The 15,151-nt window shown below is 65.1% G+C and carries 15 protein-coding genes; 4 read left to right on the forward strand and 11 right to left on the reverse strand.

From position 1 onward, the window contains the following. Window positions 1-24: 24 nt before the first annotated feature. From VLA65_RS17405 to pheS, 3 genes are all read right to left on the reverse strand, one after another. Window positions 25-588 carry a 4'-phosphopantetheinyl transferase family protein gene (locus VLA65_RS17405; RefSeq protein WP_306962889.1) on the reverse strand — a complete coding sequence of 188 codons (564 nt, stop codon included), beginning with the start codon at window positions 586-588 and terminating at the stop codon, window positions 25-27. Between the two features lie 128 nt (window positions 589-716). Continuing rightward, entirely contained in the window at window positions 717-3,266 is a 2,550-nt protein-coding gene (gene pheT, locus VLA65_RS17410) for a phenylalanine--tRNA ligase subunit beta (protein ID WP_306962888.1), read from the reverse strand. A 2-nt stretch (window positions 3,267-3,268) separates the two neighbouring features. Continuing rightward, window positions 3,269-4,330, reverse strand: coding sequence for a phenylalanine--tRNA ligase subunit alpha (pheS, locus tag VLA65_RS17415; protein ID WP_078105647.1), 1,062 nt, complete (start codon window positions 4,328-4,330; stop codon window positions 3,269-3,271). A gap of 186 nt (window positions 4,331-4,516) precedes the next feature. Here pheS and VLA65_RS17420 point away from each other — a divergent pair, with 186 nt between their 5' ends. Further along, window positions 4,517-5,167, forward strand: coding sequence for an SIMPL domain-containing protein (locus VLA65_RS17420; RefSeq protein WP_332603243.1), 651 nt, complete (start codon window positions 4,517-4,519; stop codon window positions 5,165-5,167). Window positions 5,168-5,199: 32 nt separating this feature from the next. Here the strand turns inward: VLA65_RS17420 and pcp are convergent, their stop codons facing one another. Further along, window positions 5,200-5,847: a pyroglutamyl-peptidase I gene (pcp, locus tag VLA65_RS17425; protein ID WP_332603244.1), complete on the reverse strand. Its 648-nt coding sequence runs from the start codon at window positions 5,845-5,847 to the stop codon at window positions 5,200-5,202. A 111-nt stretch (window positions 5,848-5,958) separates the two neighbouring features. Between pcp and VLA65_RS17430 the strand changes: the two genes are divergently transcribed. Continuing rightward, window positions 5,959-7,053, forward strand: a complete 1,095-nt coding sequence (locus tag VLA65_RS17430; protein ID WP_332603245.1) for an Rv2578c family radical SAM protein — start codon at window positions 5,959-5,961, stop codon at window positions 7,051-7,053. Here the strand turns inward: VLA65_RS17430 and VLA65_RS17435 are convergent. After that, entirely contained in the window at window positions 7,050-7,490 is a 441-nt protein-coding gene (locus tag VLA65_RS17435; protein WP_059387790.1) for a (deoxy)nucleoside triphosphate pyrophosphohydrolase, read from the reverse strand. The two genes, VLA65_RS17430 and VLA65_RS17435, sit on opposite strands and share 4 nt — an antisense overlap. Before the next feature lie 144 nt (window positions 7,491-7,634). On the opposite strand from VLA65_RS17435, the gene VLA65_RS17440 reads away from it, so the two are divergent. After that, window positions 7,635-8,843 (forward strand): MFS transporter, encoded by a 1,209-nt coding sequence (locus tag VLA65_RS17440; protein WP_306962879.1) that lies wholly within the window; start codon window positions 7,635-7,637, stop codon window positions 8,841-8,843. On the opposite strand, the gene VLA65_RS17445 is transcribed toward VLA65_RS17440, so the two are convergent. The 5 genes from VLA65_RS17445 to infC all read right to left on the reverse strand — a co-directional run bounded on the left by VLA65_RS17445 (window position 8,840) and on the right by infC (window position 12,936). Continuing rightward, window positions 8,840-9,757 carry a cation diffusion facilitator family transporter gene (locus tag VLA65_RS17445; protein WP_284989314.1) on the reverse strand — a complete coding sequence of 306 codons (918 nt, stop codon included), beginning with the start codon at window positions 9,755-9,757 and terminating at the stop codon, window positions 8,840-8,842. The two genes, VLA65_RS17440 and VLA65_RS17445, sit on opposite strands and share 4 nt — an antisense overlap. A gap of 102 nt (window positions 9,758-9,859) precedes the next feature. Continuing rightward, on the reverse strand, window positions 9,860-10,756 hold the full coding sequence (locus VLA65_RS17450) for a TrmH family RNA methyltransferase (protein ID WP_284989315.1): 897 nt from the start codon (window positions 10,754-10,756) through the stop codon (window positions 9,860-9,862). A 26-nt stretch (window positions 10,757-10,782) separates the two neighbouring features. After that, on the reverse strand, window positions 10,783-11,463 hold the full coding sequence (rplT, locus tag VLA65_RS17455; protein ID WP_332603246.1) for a 50S ribosomal protein L20, sunset domain variant: 681 nt from the start codon (window positions 11,461-11,463) through the stop codon (window positions 10,783-10,785). A gap of 117 nt (window positions 11,464-11,580) precedes the next feature. Next, entirely contained in the window at window positions 11,581-11,775 is a 195-nt protein-coding gene (rpmI, locus tag VLA65_RS17460) for a 50S ribosomal protein L35 (protein WP_059387794.1), read from the reverse strand. 117 nt (window positions 11,776-11,892) lie between these two features. Next, window positions 11,893-12,936, reverse strand: coding sequence for a translation initiation factor IF-3 (infC, locus tag VLA65_RS17465; RefSeq protein ID WP_442880323.1), 1,044 nt, complete (start codon window positions 12,934-12,936; stop codon window positions 11,893-11,895). A 378-nt stretch (window positions 12,937-13,314) separates the two neighbouring features. Between infC and VLA65_RS17470 the strand changes: the two genes are divergently transcribed. Then, a complete protein-coding gene (locus tag VLA65_RS17470; protein WP_284989317.1) occupies window positions 13,315-13,701 on the forward strand; it encodes a DUF1844 domain-containing protein in 387 nt (128 codons plus the stop codon). 81 nt (window positions 13,702-13,782) lie between these two features. Here VLA65_RS17470 and VLA65_RS17475 read toward each other — a convergent pair whose 3' ends face one another. Continuing rightward, window positions 13,783-15,117 carry an MFS transporter gene (locus tag VLA65_RS17475; protein ID WP_332603248.1) on the reverse strand — a complete coding sequence of 445 codons (1,335 nt, stop codon included), beginning with the start codon at window positions 15,115-15,117 and terminating at the stop codon, window positions 13,783-13,785. Window positions 15,118-15,151 lie beyond the last annotated feature (34 nt).

Consider the following 15,151-nt stretch of genomic DNA (forward strand, 5'->3'; position numbering starts at 1 on the left):
CTGGAATTCAGCTAAGCCAAGGACTCAGCGGGACGTTGCCGCGAGCGCGGCGAGGAGTCCGGCCGGAAGATCCCGGCCGTCAGCGCTGGCCGGGAGCTCCAGATCCCACAGCCCCGGCCGTTCAAGCACCTCGAGGGAATCCGGCGCCACCCTGAGCCCTTCGCCTGTCATCTTCAACCAGGCTTCCTTGCGCGCCCACAATCGTGCCCGCTCTTGGGCCCGACGTCCGGGTTCCAGCGCGGCGAGATGGCGCCGCTCCCGTGCGGTCAGGGCAACGTCGTCGAAGCCGACGAACTCCGTGCCCGCCGCATTTTCCAGGTCGACGCCCACCCGCAGCCCGGGCCCGGGATACGCGACGGCGGCAAACAGCACCCAGCCCGACGACCGTGAGGCGCTGAGCGCCAGGGGTGCGGGGCCGCCGTCGAGCACGTATCCGGGCCGGCCATGCGCGATGTCCGGACCAGAACCGCAGTCCGGGCACTCATAGGCCGCCTTGAGCTTCGAGGCGGGAACACCCAGAAGGGTGGCGGCGAAGTCTTGCTGCGCCAGCCTGGATGCCAGGAACTCCAGGCGCAGGGTCGCAGCCATGGCGTCTCCCCTTAGGGTTTCGGCCGGAGACAGCAATTCCGCCGCTATCTTTTCGATGGCGGCGGAATCGGCAAGATCCAGGGACTGGATGTGAACAGCCAGCCCCTGGATGCCCGGGTTGATACTCGTCAGCGCTGGACTGCTCCGAACCGCTCTGCGGCGACGGCGACGGCGGCCTCGCGTGCCTCCGAGGCCTCGTCGGCGGTCAAGGTGCGGTCCGTGGCACGGAACCGCAGCCCGAAGGCTAGCGATTTCTTGCCGTCTTCGATCCCTTGGCCTGCGTAGACATCGAACAGGGCAACGTCTTCGAGGAGGTCGCCGGCGCCTTCCCGCAGGGCAGCCAGTACGGCGTCCGCCGGAACGTCCTGCGGCACCACGAGGGCAACGTCCTGCGTGGCGACCGGGAAGCCCGAGATGTGCTTGGCAACAATGACGTCCGGAGCAGCATCGAACAGTGCGTCCGCGTTGAGCTCAAGGGCCACGGAGCGCGCCGGCATGTCATGTGCTGCGAGCAGCTTGGGGTGCAATTCGCCCGCGTAGCCCACGACGTCGCCCGAGCGAAGCGCCAACTGGGCGGCACGGCCCGGGTGGAACGCCTGGTGGCTGCCTTGGCTGACCACGAGTTCCACGCCGAGGACGTCGCCGACGAGCCGCGCAACGTCCAGGGCGTCAGCCCAGTCCCAGGCACGCGGGGTGTGGGCCGCGGCTGCCGGGGAATCATGGCCGGTCAAAACAGCGGCGATGTGCAGCGGCTGGTCCGGGACGCCGTCGTACAGTCCGTCAAGGACCTCGTCGGTTGGCTTGACTCCCAGCGGCGGGATGGATGCCGTGCCCAGCTGACCGTCGGGGAGGAACACCGAGCCTGCCTCGAAGAGGGCGAGGTCCCGGAAACCGCGGGAGTGGTTGCGGCGGGCCACCTCGATCAGGCCGGGAAGCACGGAGGTACGCAGGTAACCGTGTTCCTCGCTGATCGGGTTGGCCAATTTGAGGGCGGTGCGTGCCGCGCCCTCTTCCGCCACGCCGAAGGTGTCGTTGGCCGACTTGGAGACGAACGGGTAAGAGAGGACCTCGGTGAGCCCGGCGTCGGCGAGGGCCTGGACCACGCGGCGCTTTTGCTGCTGGGTCCGGGTCAGGCCGCGCCCTGGAGGTGCCACGGGTAGGGTCGCCGGGATGTTGTCGTAGCCCACCAGCCTCGCGATTTCCTCGGAAAGGTCTTCCTTGGTTTCCAGGTCATTGCGCCAGCTCGGTGCCGTGACCACATAGGAGCCGCCCACTTCGTCCTTCAGGACGATGGCGCCCAGGTCCTTGAGGGAACCCGTGATCTGTTCTTCCGTGAAGTCGATGCCGATCCGGGAGGCCGCGTAGCCGGCAGGCAGCTCGATGGTCACGGCGTCAGGTGCCGTCCCGACGTCGGTACCGGCTTCGTCCGCCGTCCCGCCGGCGAGTTCCACCAGGAGGTCCACGACGCGCTGGGCGGCAACGTTGGCAACCTGCCAATCCACTCCGCGTTCGAAGCGCTTGGACGCCTCTGACGGCAGCTTGTGCCTGCGGCGCGAGCGCCCGATCGAGACCTCGTCGAAGTGCGCGGCCTCGACCAGGACGTTGGTGGTCGAATCGGAAACCTCGGTATTGGCTCCGCCCATGACGCCCGCGATGCCGATTGCGCCGGAGTCGTCGGTGATCAGGAGGTCTTCGACGTCGAGCGAACGCACTTTGTCGTCGAGGGTGGTGATCTTCTCCCCCGCGACGGCGCGGCGGACCACGATATCGCCCGAAAGCTTGTCGAGGTCGTAGCAGTGGTTCGGCTGGCCGAGTTCGAGCATCACGTAGTTGGAGATGTCCACAGGCAGCGAAATGGAGCGGATGCCGGCCAAGCGCAGCCGGGAGACCATCCACGGCGGGGTGGGGCGGGTGGCGTCCACGCCGCGAACCGTGCGGGCCACGAAGCGGTCGCAACCGGGCTTCCCGTAGATGGGGGCGTCGTCGTTGAGCTTGACGCCGTAGCCGCCGGAGAGCGCGGCGGGGGCATTGACCTTGGCAGCCGGGTCCGTGAAGACGGTTCCGGTGGCGTGGGCGTACTCGCGGGCCACGCCGCGGATCGAGAACGCGTAGCCGCGGTCCGGAGTGACATTGATTTCGGCGGCTTCGTCGTAGAGGCCAAGGAGGGACATGGCGTCGGTGCCGATTTCGGGATCCAGGCCGATGCGGGAAAGCACCAGGATGCCGTCGTGGTCCTCGCCGATGCCGAGTTCACGGACGGAGGCGATCATGCCCGCGGACAGGTGCCCGTAGGTCTTGCGCGCGGAAATGTGGAAGTCACCCGGGAGCACAGCTCCCGGGAGGGTCACTACAACCTTGTCTCCCTCGACGAAGTTGTGGGCACCGCAAATGATGCCCTGCACGCCGGAGGGATCGATGCCCTTGCCGGTCAGGGTCTGCTCCTGGCCTTCGGGGACCACGCGGACCTGGCACCAGTTGATGGTCTTGCCGTTGCTCTGCGGTTCCTTGACGAGGCTCAGGACCTGGCCCACCACGATGGGACCCTTGAGTTCGTCCGTGGGGCGGTGGACAGCTTCTTCTTCAAAGCCGACCTTGACCAGTTCCGCCATGACGTCTTCGGCCGTGGCGTCGGCCGGAACCTGCGCGAATTCACGCAGCCATGAAAGTGGGATACGCACTGTTAGATCTCCATCCCGAAGTGCTCGCTGAAACGTACATCGCCTTCGATCATGTCGCGCATGTCGCCGACCTCGTTGCGGAACATGAGCGTGCGCTCGATGCCCATGCCGAAGGCAAAACCTGAATACTCGTCCGGGTCGATGCCGGCAGCGCGCAGGACGTTGGGATTGACCATGCCGCAGCCGCCCCATTCGATCCAGCGGGGGCCGCCCTTGGCACCGGGGTGCCAAATGTCCAACTCCGCGGACGGCTCGGTGAACGGGAAGTAGTTGGGACGCAGGCGGATCTGTGCCTCGTCACCGAACATCTGGCGGGCGAAGTGCTCCAAGGTGCCGCGCAGGTCGGCCATGCTCAGCTTCTTGTCAATGGCCAGGCCCTCGAACTGGTGGAACACGGGTGTGTGCGTGGCATCGAGTTCATCGGTGCGGAATACCTTGCCCGGGCACAGCACATAGATGGGTACTTCGCGCTCCAACATGGACCGGACCTGTACCGGGGACGTGTGCGTGCGCATGAGCAGGTGCGCCTCGGGAGGTTCCACGAAGAAGGTGTCCTGCATTTCGCGCGCCGGGTGGTCCGGCTTGAAGTTGAGGGCGTCGAAGTTGAACCACTCGGACTCGACCTCCGGTCCTTCGGCGATTTCCCAGCCCATGCCGACGAAGATGTCCGCCACGCGGTCCTGCAGCGTGGAGAGCGGGTGGCGGGCACCGGCGCGGCGCCGCCGCGGCGCTGCCGTGACATCGACGGTTTCCTCGACAAGGATGCGGGCGTCGTTTTCGGCTTCGAGCACAGCGGTCCGTGCTGCGAGCGCCTGGTTGACGCGGCCACGGGAGGAACCCATGAGCTTGCCTGCGGCGGCCTTCTGCTCCTTGGGCAGGCCGCCGATTTCACGGTTGGCAAGGCTCAAGGGCGATTTCTCGCCGGTGTGCGCCAAGCGGACGGCTTTGAGTTCTTCGAGGGAGGATGCAGCGGCAATCGCGGCGACGGCTTCCTCAACGGCAGCGGTGATGGCGGCTTCATCCAGAGGGTTCGGGATGGCAGCGCCCGGCAAAGTGTCAGTCATCTACTGTTCTTAGCTACGAGTCGGAAATGGTCTTCACCAGGCAGGGCCATGGCAAAAGCAGGAGCGATGCTCGCTGGACGCGTCCGGCGGGCACTAACAACCAGTCTAGTAGAAGGGTCCCGCGGGGATTTAACCCGTGACCCTGCCTCATCGATTCATCGGCGCGCCCGGGGCTAGCATGGCCTCATGACACCGGTCCGCACCATCACTGTCACCGGAGAGGGAACCGCGGAAGCCGTTCCCGACCTGCTCACGCTCACGCTCGCCGTCGAGGTCAGGCGCGACGCCGCCGAAGCGGCCTATGGCGATGCGGGAGCGATCGTCTCGGCGGTGACCGACGCGTTACAAGGGCACGGCGTGGCCGGTCCCGACTTGCGGACCAGCGGCCTCAATCTTCGCGCCGACCTTGTGTGGGCTGAGAACCAGGGGCAAAAGGTCAGCGGTTATGTTGCGTCAACCACCCTGGTTGCCAGGGTCGGCCCGCCGTCGGCGGCCCCCGCGGCCATCTCCGCCGCGGTGGCGGCGGGCGGCGACAACCTTCGCATCCACGGGATCGAACAGGGATTCACGGATGCCTCGGCCGTTGCGGCACGGGCACAGGAGGCTGCCTGGCGGGAGGCCGAAGCGAAGGCGGCCCGCTTCGCCGCGCTTGCCGGCGGCCGCTTGGGGCTCGTCCTCTCCATCGATCAGCGGCCGGAGCATGGATCTCCGGTGCCCATGATGGCCGGTATGCAGCGTGCTTCAACGAGCGAAGGCGTGCCCATCGAAGCGGGATCGGTGGCGGTTTCCGCGAGCGTGGTGGTGCAGTGGGAGCTGGATTCGACGGCGCCAGCCTAGTGAACAGCGCCAGCCAAGTGAACGGCGCCGGCCTAGTGAACCGCCCCTGCGGACAGCTTGGTGTCCACCGGAGTCTCAAGCTCAGCGCGAACGACGACGGCGATCCCCCGCCCCATGTCCCGCGTCGCCATCCCAGGCGTCGCACTACCCTGCGGAAGTCGGGCTTCGTCATAGGGAACGTGGATGAAGCCGCCCCGCGCGCGGGGCGGAACGGCTCCGGCGAGTTCGTGCATCAGGGCATAGAACACGTGGTTGCACACGTAGGTCCCGGCAGTCTGCGAGACCTCGGCACGGATTCCGGCGATCTGGAGCGCCCGGAGCGCGGACTTCACCGGGAGTGTGCTGAAGTACGCCGCGGGACCTTCGGGGACTACCGGCTCGTCGATGGGCCTGTTTCCGGCGTTGTCCGGAATCCTGGCGTCATCGCAGTTGATGGCCACGCGTTCCAAGGAGAGCCGGTCCCGGCCGCCGGCGAGCCCCACGCAGATGACCAGCTCCGGGCGCAGCCTCTCCACGGCCTCGCGCAGGACCGCGGCGGATTCACCGAAAACGCACGGCAGTTCGAGCGCTTCCACGTCATGGCCTTCGGAGCGCAAGATCTCCTGTGCTTCGAGGACGGCAGCCCACGAGGGATTGCTGGAATCGCCGCCAAAAGGCTCGAATCCCGTCAGCAGAATCATGCACCCAGCCTAGCAACGGCTGAGCGATTTCCAGGTGGCTCGTTCGATCCTTAACCGGCCTTCTTTCAACCGACCTTGACAAGTGTTCGAACATATATTCGAATGGAGGTCATGAGATGGGACGCACAGGCACTTTCACCACAACGTGGTCCGGCACCCGGAGACAACAGCAGCAGCGGTCCGTCCGGAGCCGCCCCAGCAACGGACGCACTGCTGCCGCTGGCCGGGCTTGTGCGTTCCGTCTCAACCCCCGAATTCTCCGGAGTCACCTTTCATGAGGTCACCGCCAAATCGGTGCTCAACAAGGTGGCGTCCGGTTCCCAGATGCCCTTCGAATGGACGGTCAACCCGTACCGCGGATGCAGCCATGCCTGTGTCTACTGTTTTGCGCGCAAGAGCCACACCTATCTGGAGTTCGACGCCGGACACGATTTCGATTCCCAGGTGATCGTGAAGATCAACGCGGCAGAGGTCTTGCGCAAGGAACTGTCCAAGCCTTCGTGGGGCCACCATCATGTGGCCCTCGGCACCAACACGGATCCGTATCAGCGGGCAGAAGGCCGCTACCAGCTGATGCCTGGGATCATCCGGGCCCTGGCCGATTCCGGTACTCCGTTCTCCATCCTCACCAAGGGAACCCTCCTGGGCCGCGACATCCCCCTCCTCAAGCACGCCGCCAGCCACGTGCCCGTGGACCTGGGCATCTCCCTAGCCATGACTGACGAAGCCCTGGCCTCGGCAGTGGAGCCCGGCACACCCGCGCCGCGCGCCAGGCTCAAGCTCATCCGGCGGCTGCGCGAGGCCGGGCTGCCGTGCGGTGTCATGGCCATGCCCATCCTGCCGTGGCTGACGGACAGCGATGATGCACTGGAGTCGCTCTTCACGGCGCTCTCCGGGGCCGGCGCCACTGGCGTCACGGCCGGGGCGTTGTACCTGAAGCCGGGCACGCGGGAATGGTTCATGCAATGGCTGGCGGCGAACCACCCCGAGCTCGTTGGCAAGTACCGGCGCCTCTATGGCCAAGGCTCGTATGCCTCGAAGGAATACAGGACCTGGCTAAGCGGCCGTATCAACTACTTCAAGGCCCGTCACGGTTTCTCCGGGAGCAGCGGTTTCAGCCACAGGAACGCGGCGGCGGGCAAGGAGACGCCCGCTTCGCTTCCACCTGCTTCCTTTCCAACAACGGGCCAGTCCACGCTTTTCTAGTTGAGCAGGCCGGAGGCCACCCGTTCCAGCAGTGCACGGACAATCGGCAGGTCGGCAGGAATCCACGGCAAGGTCAACGCCTCGTCGCCATTGCCAAGCGGAACCCACCGGAGTTCATCGTGGTCCTGGAGCGGACGCGGCTCGCCGTCGAGCAGTTCGGCGAACCATACCCTCATGACGGCGCGCTCGTTCAGCGGCCAAGCGGCGCCCGCGTCAGGCTCCACCTCAGACCCGAGCCGGACAGTGATCCCGAGTTCCTCGAGCAACTCGCGGTGCAGCGCGTCTTCGAAGGATTCCCCGGCCTCCAGCTTGCCGCCCGGGAACTCCCACATTCCCGCGAATTGCGGTGGGGCGCTGCGCCTCGCGGCGAGCAGCCGTTTCGGATTTTCAAGGGAATCGACGACGGCGGCGCCCGCCACGCTTATCAGTCCAGTCACCGCAACAGTCTATTGGCCCTCCGGTCATCACCCCCGCTATGGAAGTTGTCACATTCAGGGCTATTCACCCAGGACTCGCACTAAGCTTGAAAGTCGGCTTTATTCCCTTCGAGTGGCCTCCCGCTCGCCCCAAGAAACAGGACGATGACCACTACTGCTGTCACCAAGACCTCCCAAAAGACCCGAAGCCGTCACGTGGCGCTGGCGATCTTCGCCCTTGCCATGGGTGGATTTGCCATCGGGACCACGGAGTTCACCATGATGGGCTTGCTCAAGGAGATCGAGCAGGGACTCCACATCAGCACTCCCGAGGCCGGGAACCTGATTTCGGCCTACGCCTTGGGTGTCGTGGTGGGGGCGCCCATCTTCGCGGCACTTGGTGCCCGGCTCCCCCGCAAGCAACTTGCCCTGGGGCTCATGCTGTTCCTGTCGATAGCGAACCTGACGTCCTTCATCGCACCGGACTACGGAACCATGGTGGTCACGAGGTTTGCCTCGGGACTGCCCCATGGCGCCTTCTTCGGAATCGCCGCGGTCATCGCCGCGAGCCTGGTTGCTCCCACCAAGCGCGGCTGGGCGATTTCGATGGTCATGGGCGGACTGACCGTCTCCAACGTCATCGGTGTTCCCGCGGCGACGTGGCTCGGCCAGACTTTCGGGTGGCGCCTTCTCTTCGTGGTGGTGGGCATCATCGGCCTGGCCACGAGTGTGTTGCTCTGGAAGTTCGTCCCCTTTGAGCCAGCCCACCCGGAGGCAAGCATCCGCCGGGAACTTGGTGCCCTCAAACGCATCCAGGTGTGGTTGGCATTGCTGATCGGAATCATCGGTTTTGGCGGCTTCTTCGCCACCTACACGTACATCTCCCACACCATGACGTCCGTGGCCGGCATCCCGGAGGCGCTGATACCCCTCGTGGTGGCCCTGTACGGACTGGGCATGGTGGCAGGCAACATCCTGGGCGGCCGCATCGCCGATAAGTCGGTCATGGGAACCATCTACCGGGTGCTGCCCCTCATCGCCTTGGCGCTGGTGGCCTACGCGGTCGCGGCCCACTGGGCGTGGTCGGCGTTCGTCATGGTCTTCATCGTGGGCGGCATCGGCTCCATGCTCATCCCGCCCTTGCAAACGCGCCTGCTCGACGCTTCGCCGGACGCGCCGTCCTTGGCCTCTTCGCTCAACCACTCCGCGCTCAACATCGCCAACGCCCTTGGCGCATTCCTCGGCGGGGTGGTCATCGCCTGGGGCTGGGGATACGTTGCCCCTGCCCTTGTCGGGGCCGTCCTGGCGATCCTGGGGCTCGGCGTCGCGGGCATCAGCGGCTGGTTGGAACGCAAGAAGCCGCTGGCTGCCTAGACCTGGACACGCTCTACGTCGGGCTCGAGGTAGATGACCCGGGCGATCGGTACCGCGGTGCGGATCCTGAGTTCGGCGGCGTCGATCGCTGTCGCAATCGCCTGCCCCGTATCTGCCGCGCCCACGCTGATCTTCGCAGCGACCAGCAACTCTTCCGGGCCCAAATGCATGGTCTTGAGGTGGATAATGCGCGTTCCATCCGACTCAATGGCTTCCGTGATCCGCGCATTGTCCTCTTTGGTGGCAGATTCGCCGAGCAGCAAGGACTTGGTTTCCACCGCGAGCACCACGGCGATTCCCACAAGGAGCAGGCCGATCATTCCGGTGCCCGCGGCGTCCCACAAGCCGTTGCCCGTGATGAGGGTCAGGCTCACGCCGAACAGCGCGAAAACGAGGCCCAGAAGGGCTCCGAAATCCTCCAGGAGGATCACGGGCAGTTCCGGTTGCTTGGCGTTGCGGATGAACTTGATCCAGCTTTGTTTGCCGCGCAAGGGATTGGATTCGTGGATGGCGGTCCGGAACGAGAAGGATTCCGCCACAATAGCGCCGAGCAGCACGGCCAGGGGTACCCACCAGAAATCGCCTTCAATGGCATGGGGGTGCTGGAACTTCTCCCAGGATTCATAGAGCGCAAAGAGTCCGCCAACGCTGAACAGCACGATCGAGACGATGAAGGCGTAAATGTAGCGCTCACGGCCATAGCCGAACGGGTGCTCGGGACTCGCTGCGCGCTGTGCGCGCTTCCCGCCAAGCAGCAGGAGCAACTGGTTGCCGGAGTCGGCGACGGAGTGGATTGCCTCGGCCAACATGGACGACGACATCGTCAGGACGAATGCGACGAACTTGAGCACAGCGATCGCCAGGTTGGCACTCAATGCCGCCACGATTGCCTTGGTACCGCCATTTGCAGCCACGGAGGCTCCACCTCTTCTTCGATTCAGGGGATGTGAGTGAAAGGCACGAACAGACCGCGAGGTCGCGTTCCTGCAAGCAATACCGTACCTGCAGCGGGAGTGTCAGGAGGCTTGCTGCGAGCGTGCGCTGGCGTAGAGGCAAACCGTGGCTGCTGTGCCAAGGTTCAGGCTTTCCGCCGAACCGTAGACGGGCACTGCGACACGATGGTCGGCAAGGGCAAGCTCGGAGTCTGAAAGTCCTTGCGCCTCGTTGCCGAAAAGCCAGGCGGTCGGGGCTTCGAGGGCGTAGGCGGAAGTCGCTGCTGACGCACCCAGGCGGCGCGCCGCGTTCTCGTCCTGAAGTTTGTCCAGGTTGAGGGTGCCGTAACCGTCCGCTGCGAGAATCCCGATGCCGCGCTCCTTGCAGCCGGCCACGAGTTCCCCGACGTCCGCACCCAACACAACCGGTAGGTGGAAGAGCGAACCTGCCGTGGACCGCACAGCCTTCGGGTTGTAAATGTCAACGCTGGAGGCCGTCAGGACCACGGCATCCGCCCCGGCGGCATCAGCGGCCCGAAGCACCGTGCCCGCGTTGCCGGGGTCGCGCACCTGGCACATGACGGCGATCAGCCGCGGCCCGGCGTCGAGCACTGATTCAAGGCTGACGTCCACAAAGCTGCAGACGGCCACAATCCCTTGGGGATTGACGGTGTCCGCCATGGCGGCCAGGACATCGTCGTTCGCGAGCCGCAAGGCAACGCCGTCGGCGAGTTCGGCGAGTTCAGGGAGCCGGTCAAGGCAGCTTTCGCTCGCGAACACTTCGTGTACGACGCCGGACTCCCCCGCCGCGGTCCGCTCCCGGTGCAGGACCAGCGCCTCGCGAACGGCCTGGGGGCCTTCCGCGAGGAACCGCCCGCGCTTTAAACGGGCCGGGCGCCCTGCAAGCTTTGCGACATCCCTGACCCGATCGGCTCGGGGGTTGGACATCGGAAGTTCTTGCGGGCGCCCGGTTTCGTTCATATAAAGAACTTTAGTGGCAGTTGCGACTAGTTCTTGATCTGCTGGCGGGCTTCGCCACCGGCAGGCTCAAAGCCTGCAGCCTTTGCGGCCTCAACGGTGGAGAACCAGTACTCGGCAACAGTTACGTCGTACCAGGTGGAACCCGGAACGTGGTACTTGTTGGACTCGGCGTTGCCCTTGATGGCGTGGCCTTCCGGTGCGGCTTCGCCCTCAACGGCGACAACAGCGCCTTCGATGGCCGGCTTCTCGGAGGCAGAGGCCTTGACGGCGGTAGCGGTCTTCGCAGCCGGAGAAGCCTTGGCGGCAGCCTTCGGAGCGGCCTCGGCCTTGGCGGCCGGAGCGGAAGTGTCGGCAGGCAGGGAGTCCTTGGCAACCTTGACCAGCGCGGCGAAAGCGTTGGCGTCGGAAACGGCCAGCTCTGCCAGCATGCGGCGGTCAACCTCGACCTCAGCGGCCTTCAGGCCCTGGATCAGACGGTTGTAGGTCAGGCCGTTGGCGCGGGATGCAGCGTTGATGCGCTGGATCCAGAGGCGACGGAAGTCACCCTTCTTCTTGCGGCGGTCGCCGTAGCTGTACACAAACGAGTGCAGCAGCTGCTCTTTTGCCTTGCGGTACAGGCGAGACCGCTGACCGCGGTAACCCTTGGCCCGTTCAAGGACAACCCGACGCTTCTTGTGGGCGTTTACCGCCCGCTTCACACGTGCCACGTGCGTACTCCTTCAAAATTCTTATCCCAAGCTGCTACTGCCGGAAACCCGGCCGGCCTGAGAAGGCTTTGGTGTAGTCGGCGGCTACCGGATGGCAGCAACCAGAAAACTTGGAACTTAGACGCCGAGCATCTTCTTGATGACCTTGGCATCGCCCTTGAAGACGATCTTGTCGCCGGCAAGGCGACGGGTCAGGGTGGAGGACTTGTGCTCCAGGTAGTGGCGGCGGTTGGCCTGCTGACGCTTCAGCTTGCCGGTGCCGGTCAGCTTGAAGCGCTTCTTAGCACCACTGTGGGTCTTCATCTTCGGCATGGGAACCGATCTCCTTACGTGTCCGCAGACTGGGTCTGCAGTTCTTTCGTGCAGCCACCCCATAGGGGGCGGCTGCTGCTTTCGTGCCGGGCGGAGGGAATGCCTCCTGCGGCGTGACTAGTTGGTCTTGCGTGCCGCTGGCTTCGGAGCGGCCTTGGGGGCTGCCGGCCGAGCTGCAGGCTTCGGAACCGCGGGCTTCGCCATCGGTTTCGGTACTGGTGTGGCAGCAGGCTTGGGGGCAGCCGGCACAACAGGCTTCGAAGCTGCCTGCTCAGGTGCCTTTGCCGGTGCCGGTGCCTTTGCGGGCGCCGGCGCGACAACGGGAGCTGCTTCAACCGCGGGAGCCTTTTCGACAACTGGAGCTGCTTCAACTACAGGAGCTGCTTCAACTACAGGAGCCTTCTCGACAACCGGAGCTGCTTCAACCACGGGAGCCTCTTCGACAACCGTTTCCTCAGCGACCGGAGTCTCTTCGACTTCAGCGGCCTCCGCCTCAACGGCTTCCGATACGGTCTCCTCGGCCTGGGTTTCCTCGGCCTGGGCCAGGAGTTCCGCCGGCAGCAAGTCCGCGAGTAACTGGGTCAGGGGAGCATCCTCGCCTGAAACGTCAATCCGGCCTGCGGCCTTGGCTTCATTCTGGGCCTTGGCCTCTGCACGCTGCGCCGCGCGGCGGGCCTCGGCCTTGGCCTCGGCCTTGTTTTTCAGCGGACCGATCACCATGACCATGTTGCGGCCATCGATGCGCGGGCTGGACTCAATCACGCCGACTTCGGCAACGTCCTCAGCGAAGCGCTGCAACAGGCGGATGCCCATTTCAGGGCGCTGCTGCTCACGTCCGCGGAACTGGATCATGGCTTTCACCTTGTCACCGGCACCCAGGAAGCGAAGCGCGTGGCCGCGCTTGGTCTCGTAGTCGTGGGTATCGATCTTCAGGCGGAAGCGGATTTCCTTGAGGACCGTGTTGGTCTGGTTCTTGCGGGCCTCACGGGCTTTAACAGCGGCTTCGTACTTGTACTTGCCGAAGTCCATCAGCTTGCACACCGGAGGCTTCGCCTGCGGTGCAACTTCAACGAGATCCAGGTCAGCCTCGGCAGCCAGACGCAGGGCGTCCTCAATACGGACGATTCCAACCTGTTCGCCGGCAGGGCCGACCAAACGCACCTCGGGGACGCGGATACGCTCATTGATTCTTGGCTCGCTAATGTCAAAGCTCCTGTTGTTGTGATGAGTATTCCACCGGCAAATAGAGAAGGCCCCCAATTGCTGGCGCAATCGAAGGCCTCGAAGATCGGAAACGGCCCCTCAAGGGAGGCGTTCGCACCGTCCAAGGCTGACCTTGAACGGTGTCCGACCAGGTACCCGGCAACTTACATCCCCGAAGGGAAACGGCTGACGCGGGTGGGAGAGAACTCCGCTTGCAAACTGAAAATCAATTCTACAGAAATCGGCAACCAACCGCACATTAACGGTGGGTGGCCGAGCGCTGCGTGAGCCATGGAAAATGGCAACTTCCAGTCGGTCTGTGACAAGCTTACCAGCATGAGCACTTCAGACAGCAATTCCCTCGACCACGAGCCCGCCGGCACTGGTGCCGGAGTAAGCCAGCAGATCCGCGACATTTCGGAAGTTCCGGCTGTTGAGGTCATCACCACCGGCGCCGTTCACCTCATGAGCGCGGCAGCCGTCAAAGTGGGCTTGGCCGACGACCCCGAGGCCGAAGAGCTCAAGGACCTGGACGAGGCCCGCAAGCTGATCACCGCCTTGGCCGGACTCGTCACCGCCGCAGCACCGGAAATCGGTTCGCAGCACGCCGGCCCCTTGCGCGACGGCCTCCGCTCCCTGCAGCTTGCGTTCCGCGAGGCGTCCCTGATCCCGGACGAGCCGGGCAAGGGCCCGGGCGAAAAGTTCACCGGCCCGGTCAACTGATCCGGACTATCTGTACGACCGCGACGGCGGGCTGGCCCCCTTGGCCGGCCCGCCGTCGTCGTTTGGCGGCTTAGGCGCGACTCAGGTGGCGGGGTCTCCCGCGCCCGCCTGGGTGATGGTCATGCTCCGGCGCCGACGCAGCTGGAGGAACAACCCGGCAAGGCACAACACCACTCCCGCCGTCCCGATGGCGACGAAGCCGGCCCACGGCCCCACGCCGTCGATGAAGAGGCCCGCGACGGGCGAACCGAAAGCCACGCCTGCAGTGAGGGCCGAGCCGTACCAGCCCATGGCCTCGCCGCGCCGCTCCTCATCCACGATGTCGGCGACCTTTTCCGACGCCGCGGACAGCACCGGCGCGCAGAGCAGGCCGGGAAGCAGAGACAACAATGCAAGGGTCCACGTGTCCCCGGCGAAGCCCATCGGGATGGTCAATGCCGCCATTCCCAGCAGGAGCAGGATGGGCGAGACGGGCCGGTGCATGGCGCCGTAGATGAGCCCGCCGACTACCGATGAGGCGCACCAGAAGAAGAAGACAATTCCGATCTCGCTCTCGTGCCCGCCGCGCTGCAGCACTGCGACGATTCCGACGTCGGTGCCGCTCAGGACCATTCCGGATCCTGCGGCGACGGCGAACACGGCGGCTACCGCCGCGGTGAACCATGTGAAGTTCCGGGCCATCTTTCCCCGCAGCCCGGAAGGTTGCGACACTGTCGGAGCCATCTCCGAAGCGGCCTCCTGAAGATGGGCCGGAGCCGATGCCACCACCGCGGCTTCGGCCGCATGAAGCTCATCGGCATCCCGGTCAGCCGTCTGGCCGGCGTCCAGGACGCCCTCGCTGCGGGTGGGCGGGTTGAACCAGAGAAGGAAGAGCCCGGCGGCCGAAGTGCACACACCCACGATGGTCAGGCCGAGGACCGTGAACCCGCTGGTAGCCACGACCGCGCCCACCGCGGGGCCGATCATGAAGACCACTTCGGTGCCAATGGAGTCCAGCGCATAGGCCGAACGCCGCTGCTCGCCGTCAACCAGCACCCCCAGGGACTGGCGGATGACGCTGAAGATGGGCAGCGTCAACAGGCCCCCGACGAAGACAAGTGGGAGGATCCATTCGTAACTGACGTGCGGCACCACGGACCAAATCACCAACTCAGACACAACGGAAGGAATAAGCGCCTTGCGCAGGCCGACAGTGTCCACGCGCCGCCCCCGCCACGGAGCGCCGATCGCGATGCCGATGGTGAATACCGCCGCGGCAGCACCGGCGGCGGCATATCCCTTGCCCAAAGTCAGCACGATGTGCAGGGTGAGCAGGACTCCCGCTGCCGAGTGCGGTATGCGGGCCACCATGCCCACCAGCAGGAGACGCCGCACGGACGTGATGGACAGCATATCCCGGTAGAGAGAGAAATTCACGAGCTCATCCTCTGTTCTGCCGAGGGCAGGACAA

Source organism: Arthrobacter sp. S2(2024) (assembly GCF_036662515.1).
Classification (GTDB): Bacteria; Actinomycetota; Actinomycetes; order Actinomycetales; family Micrococcaceae; genus Arthrobacter.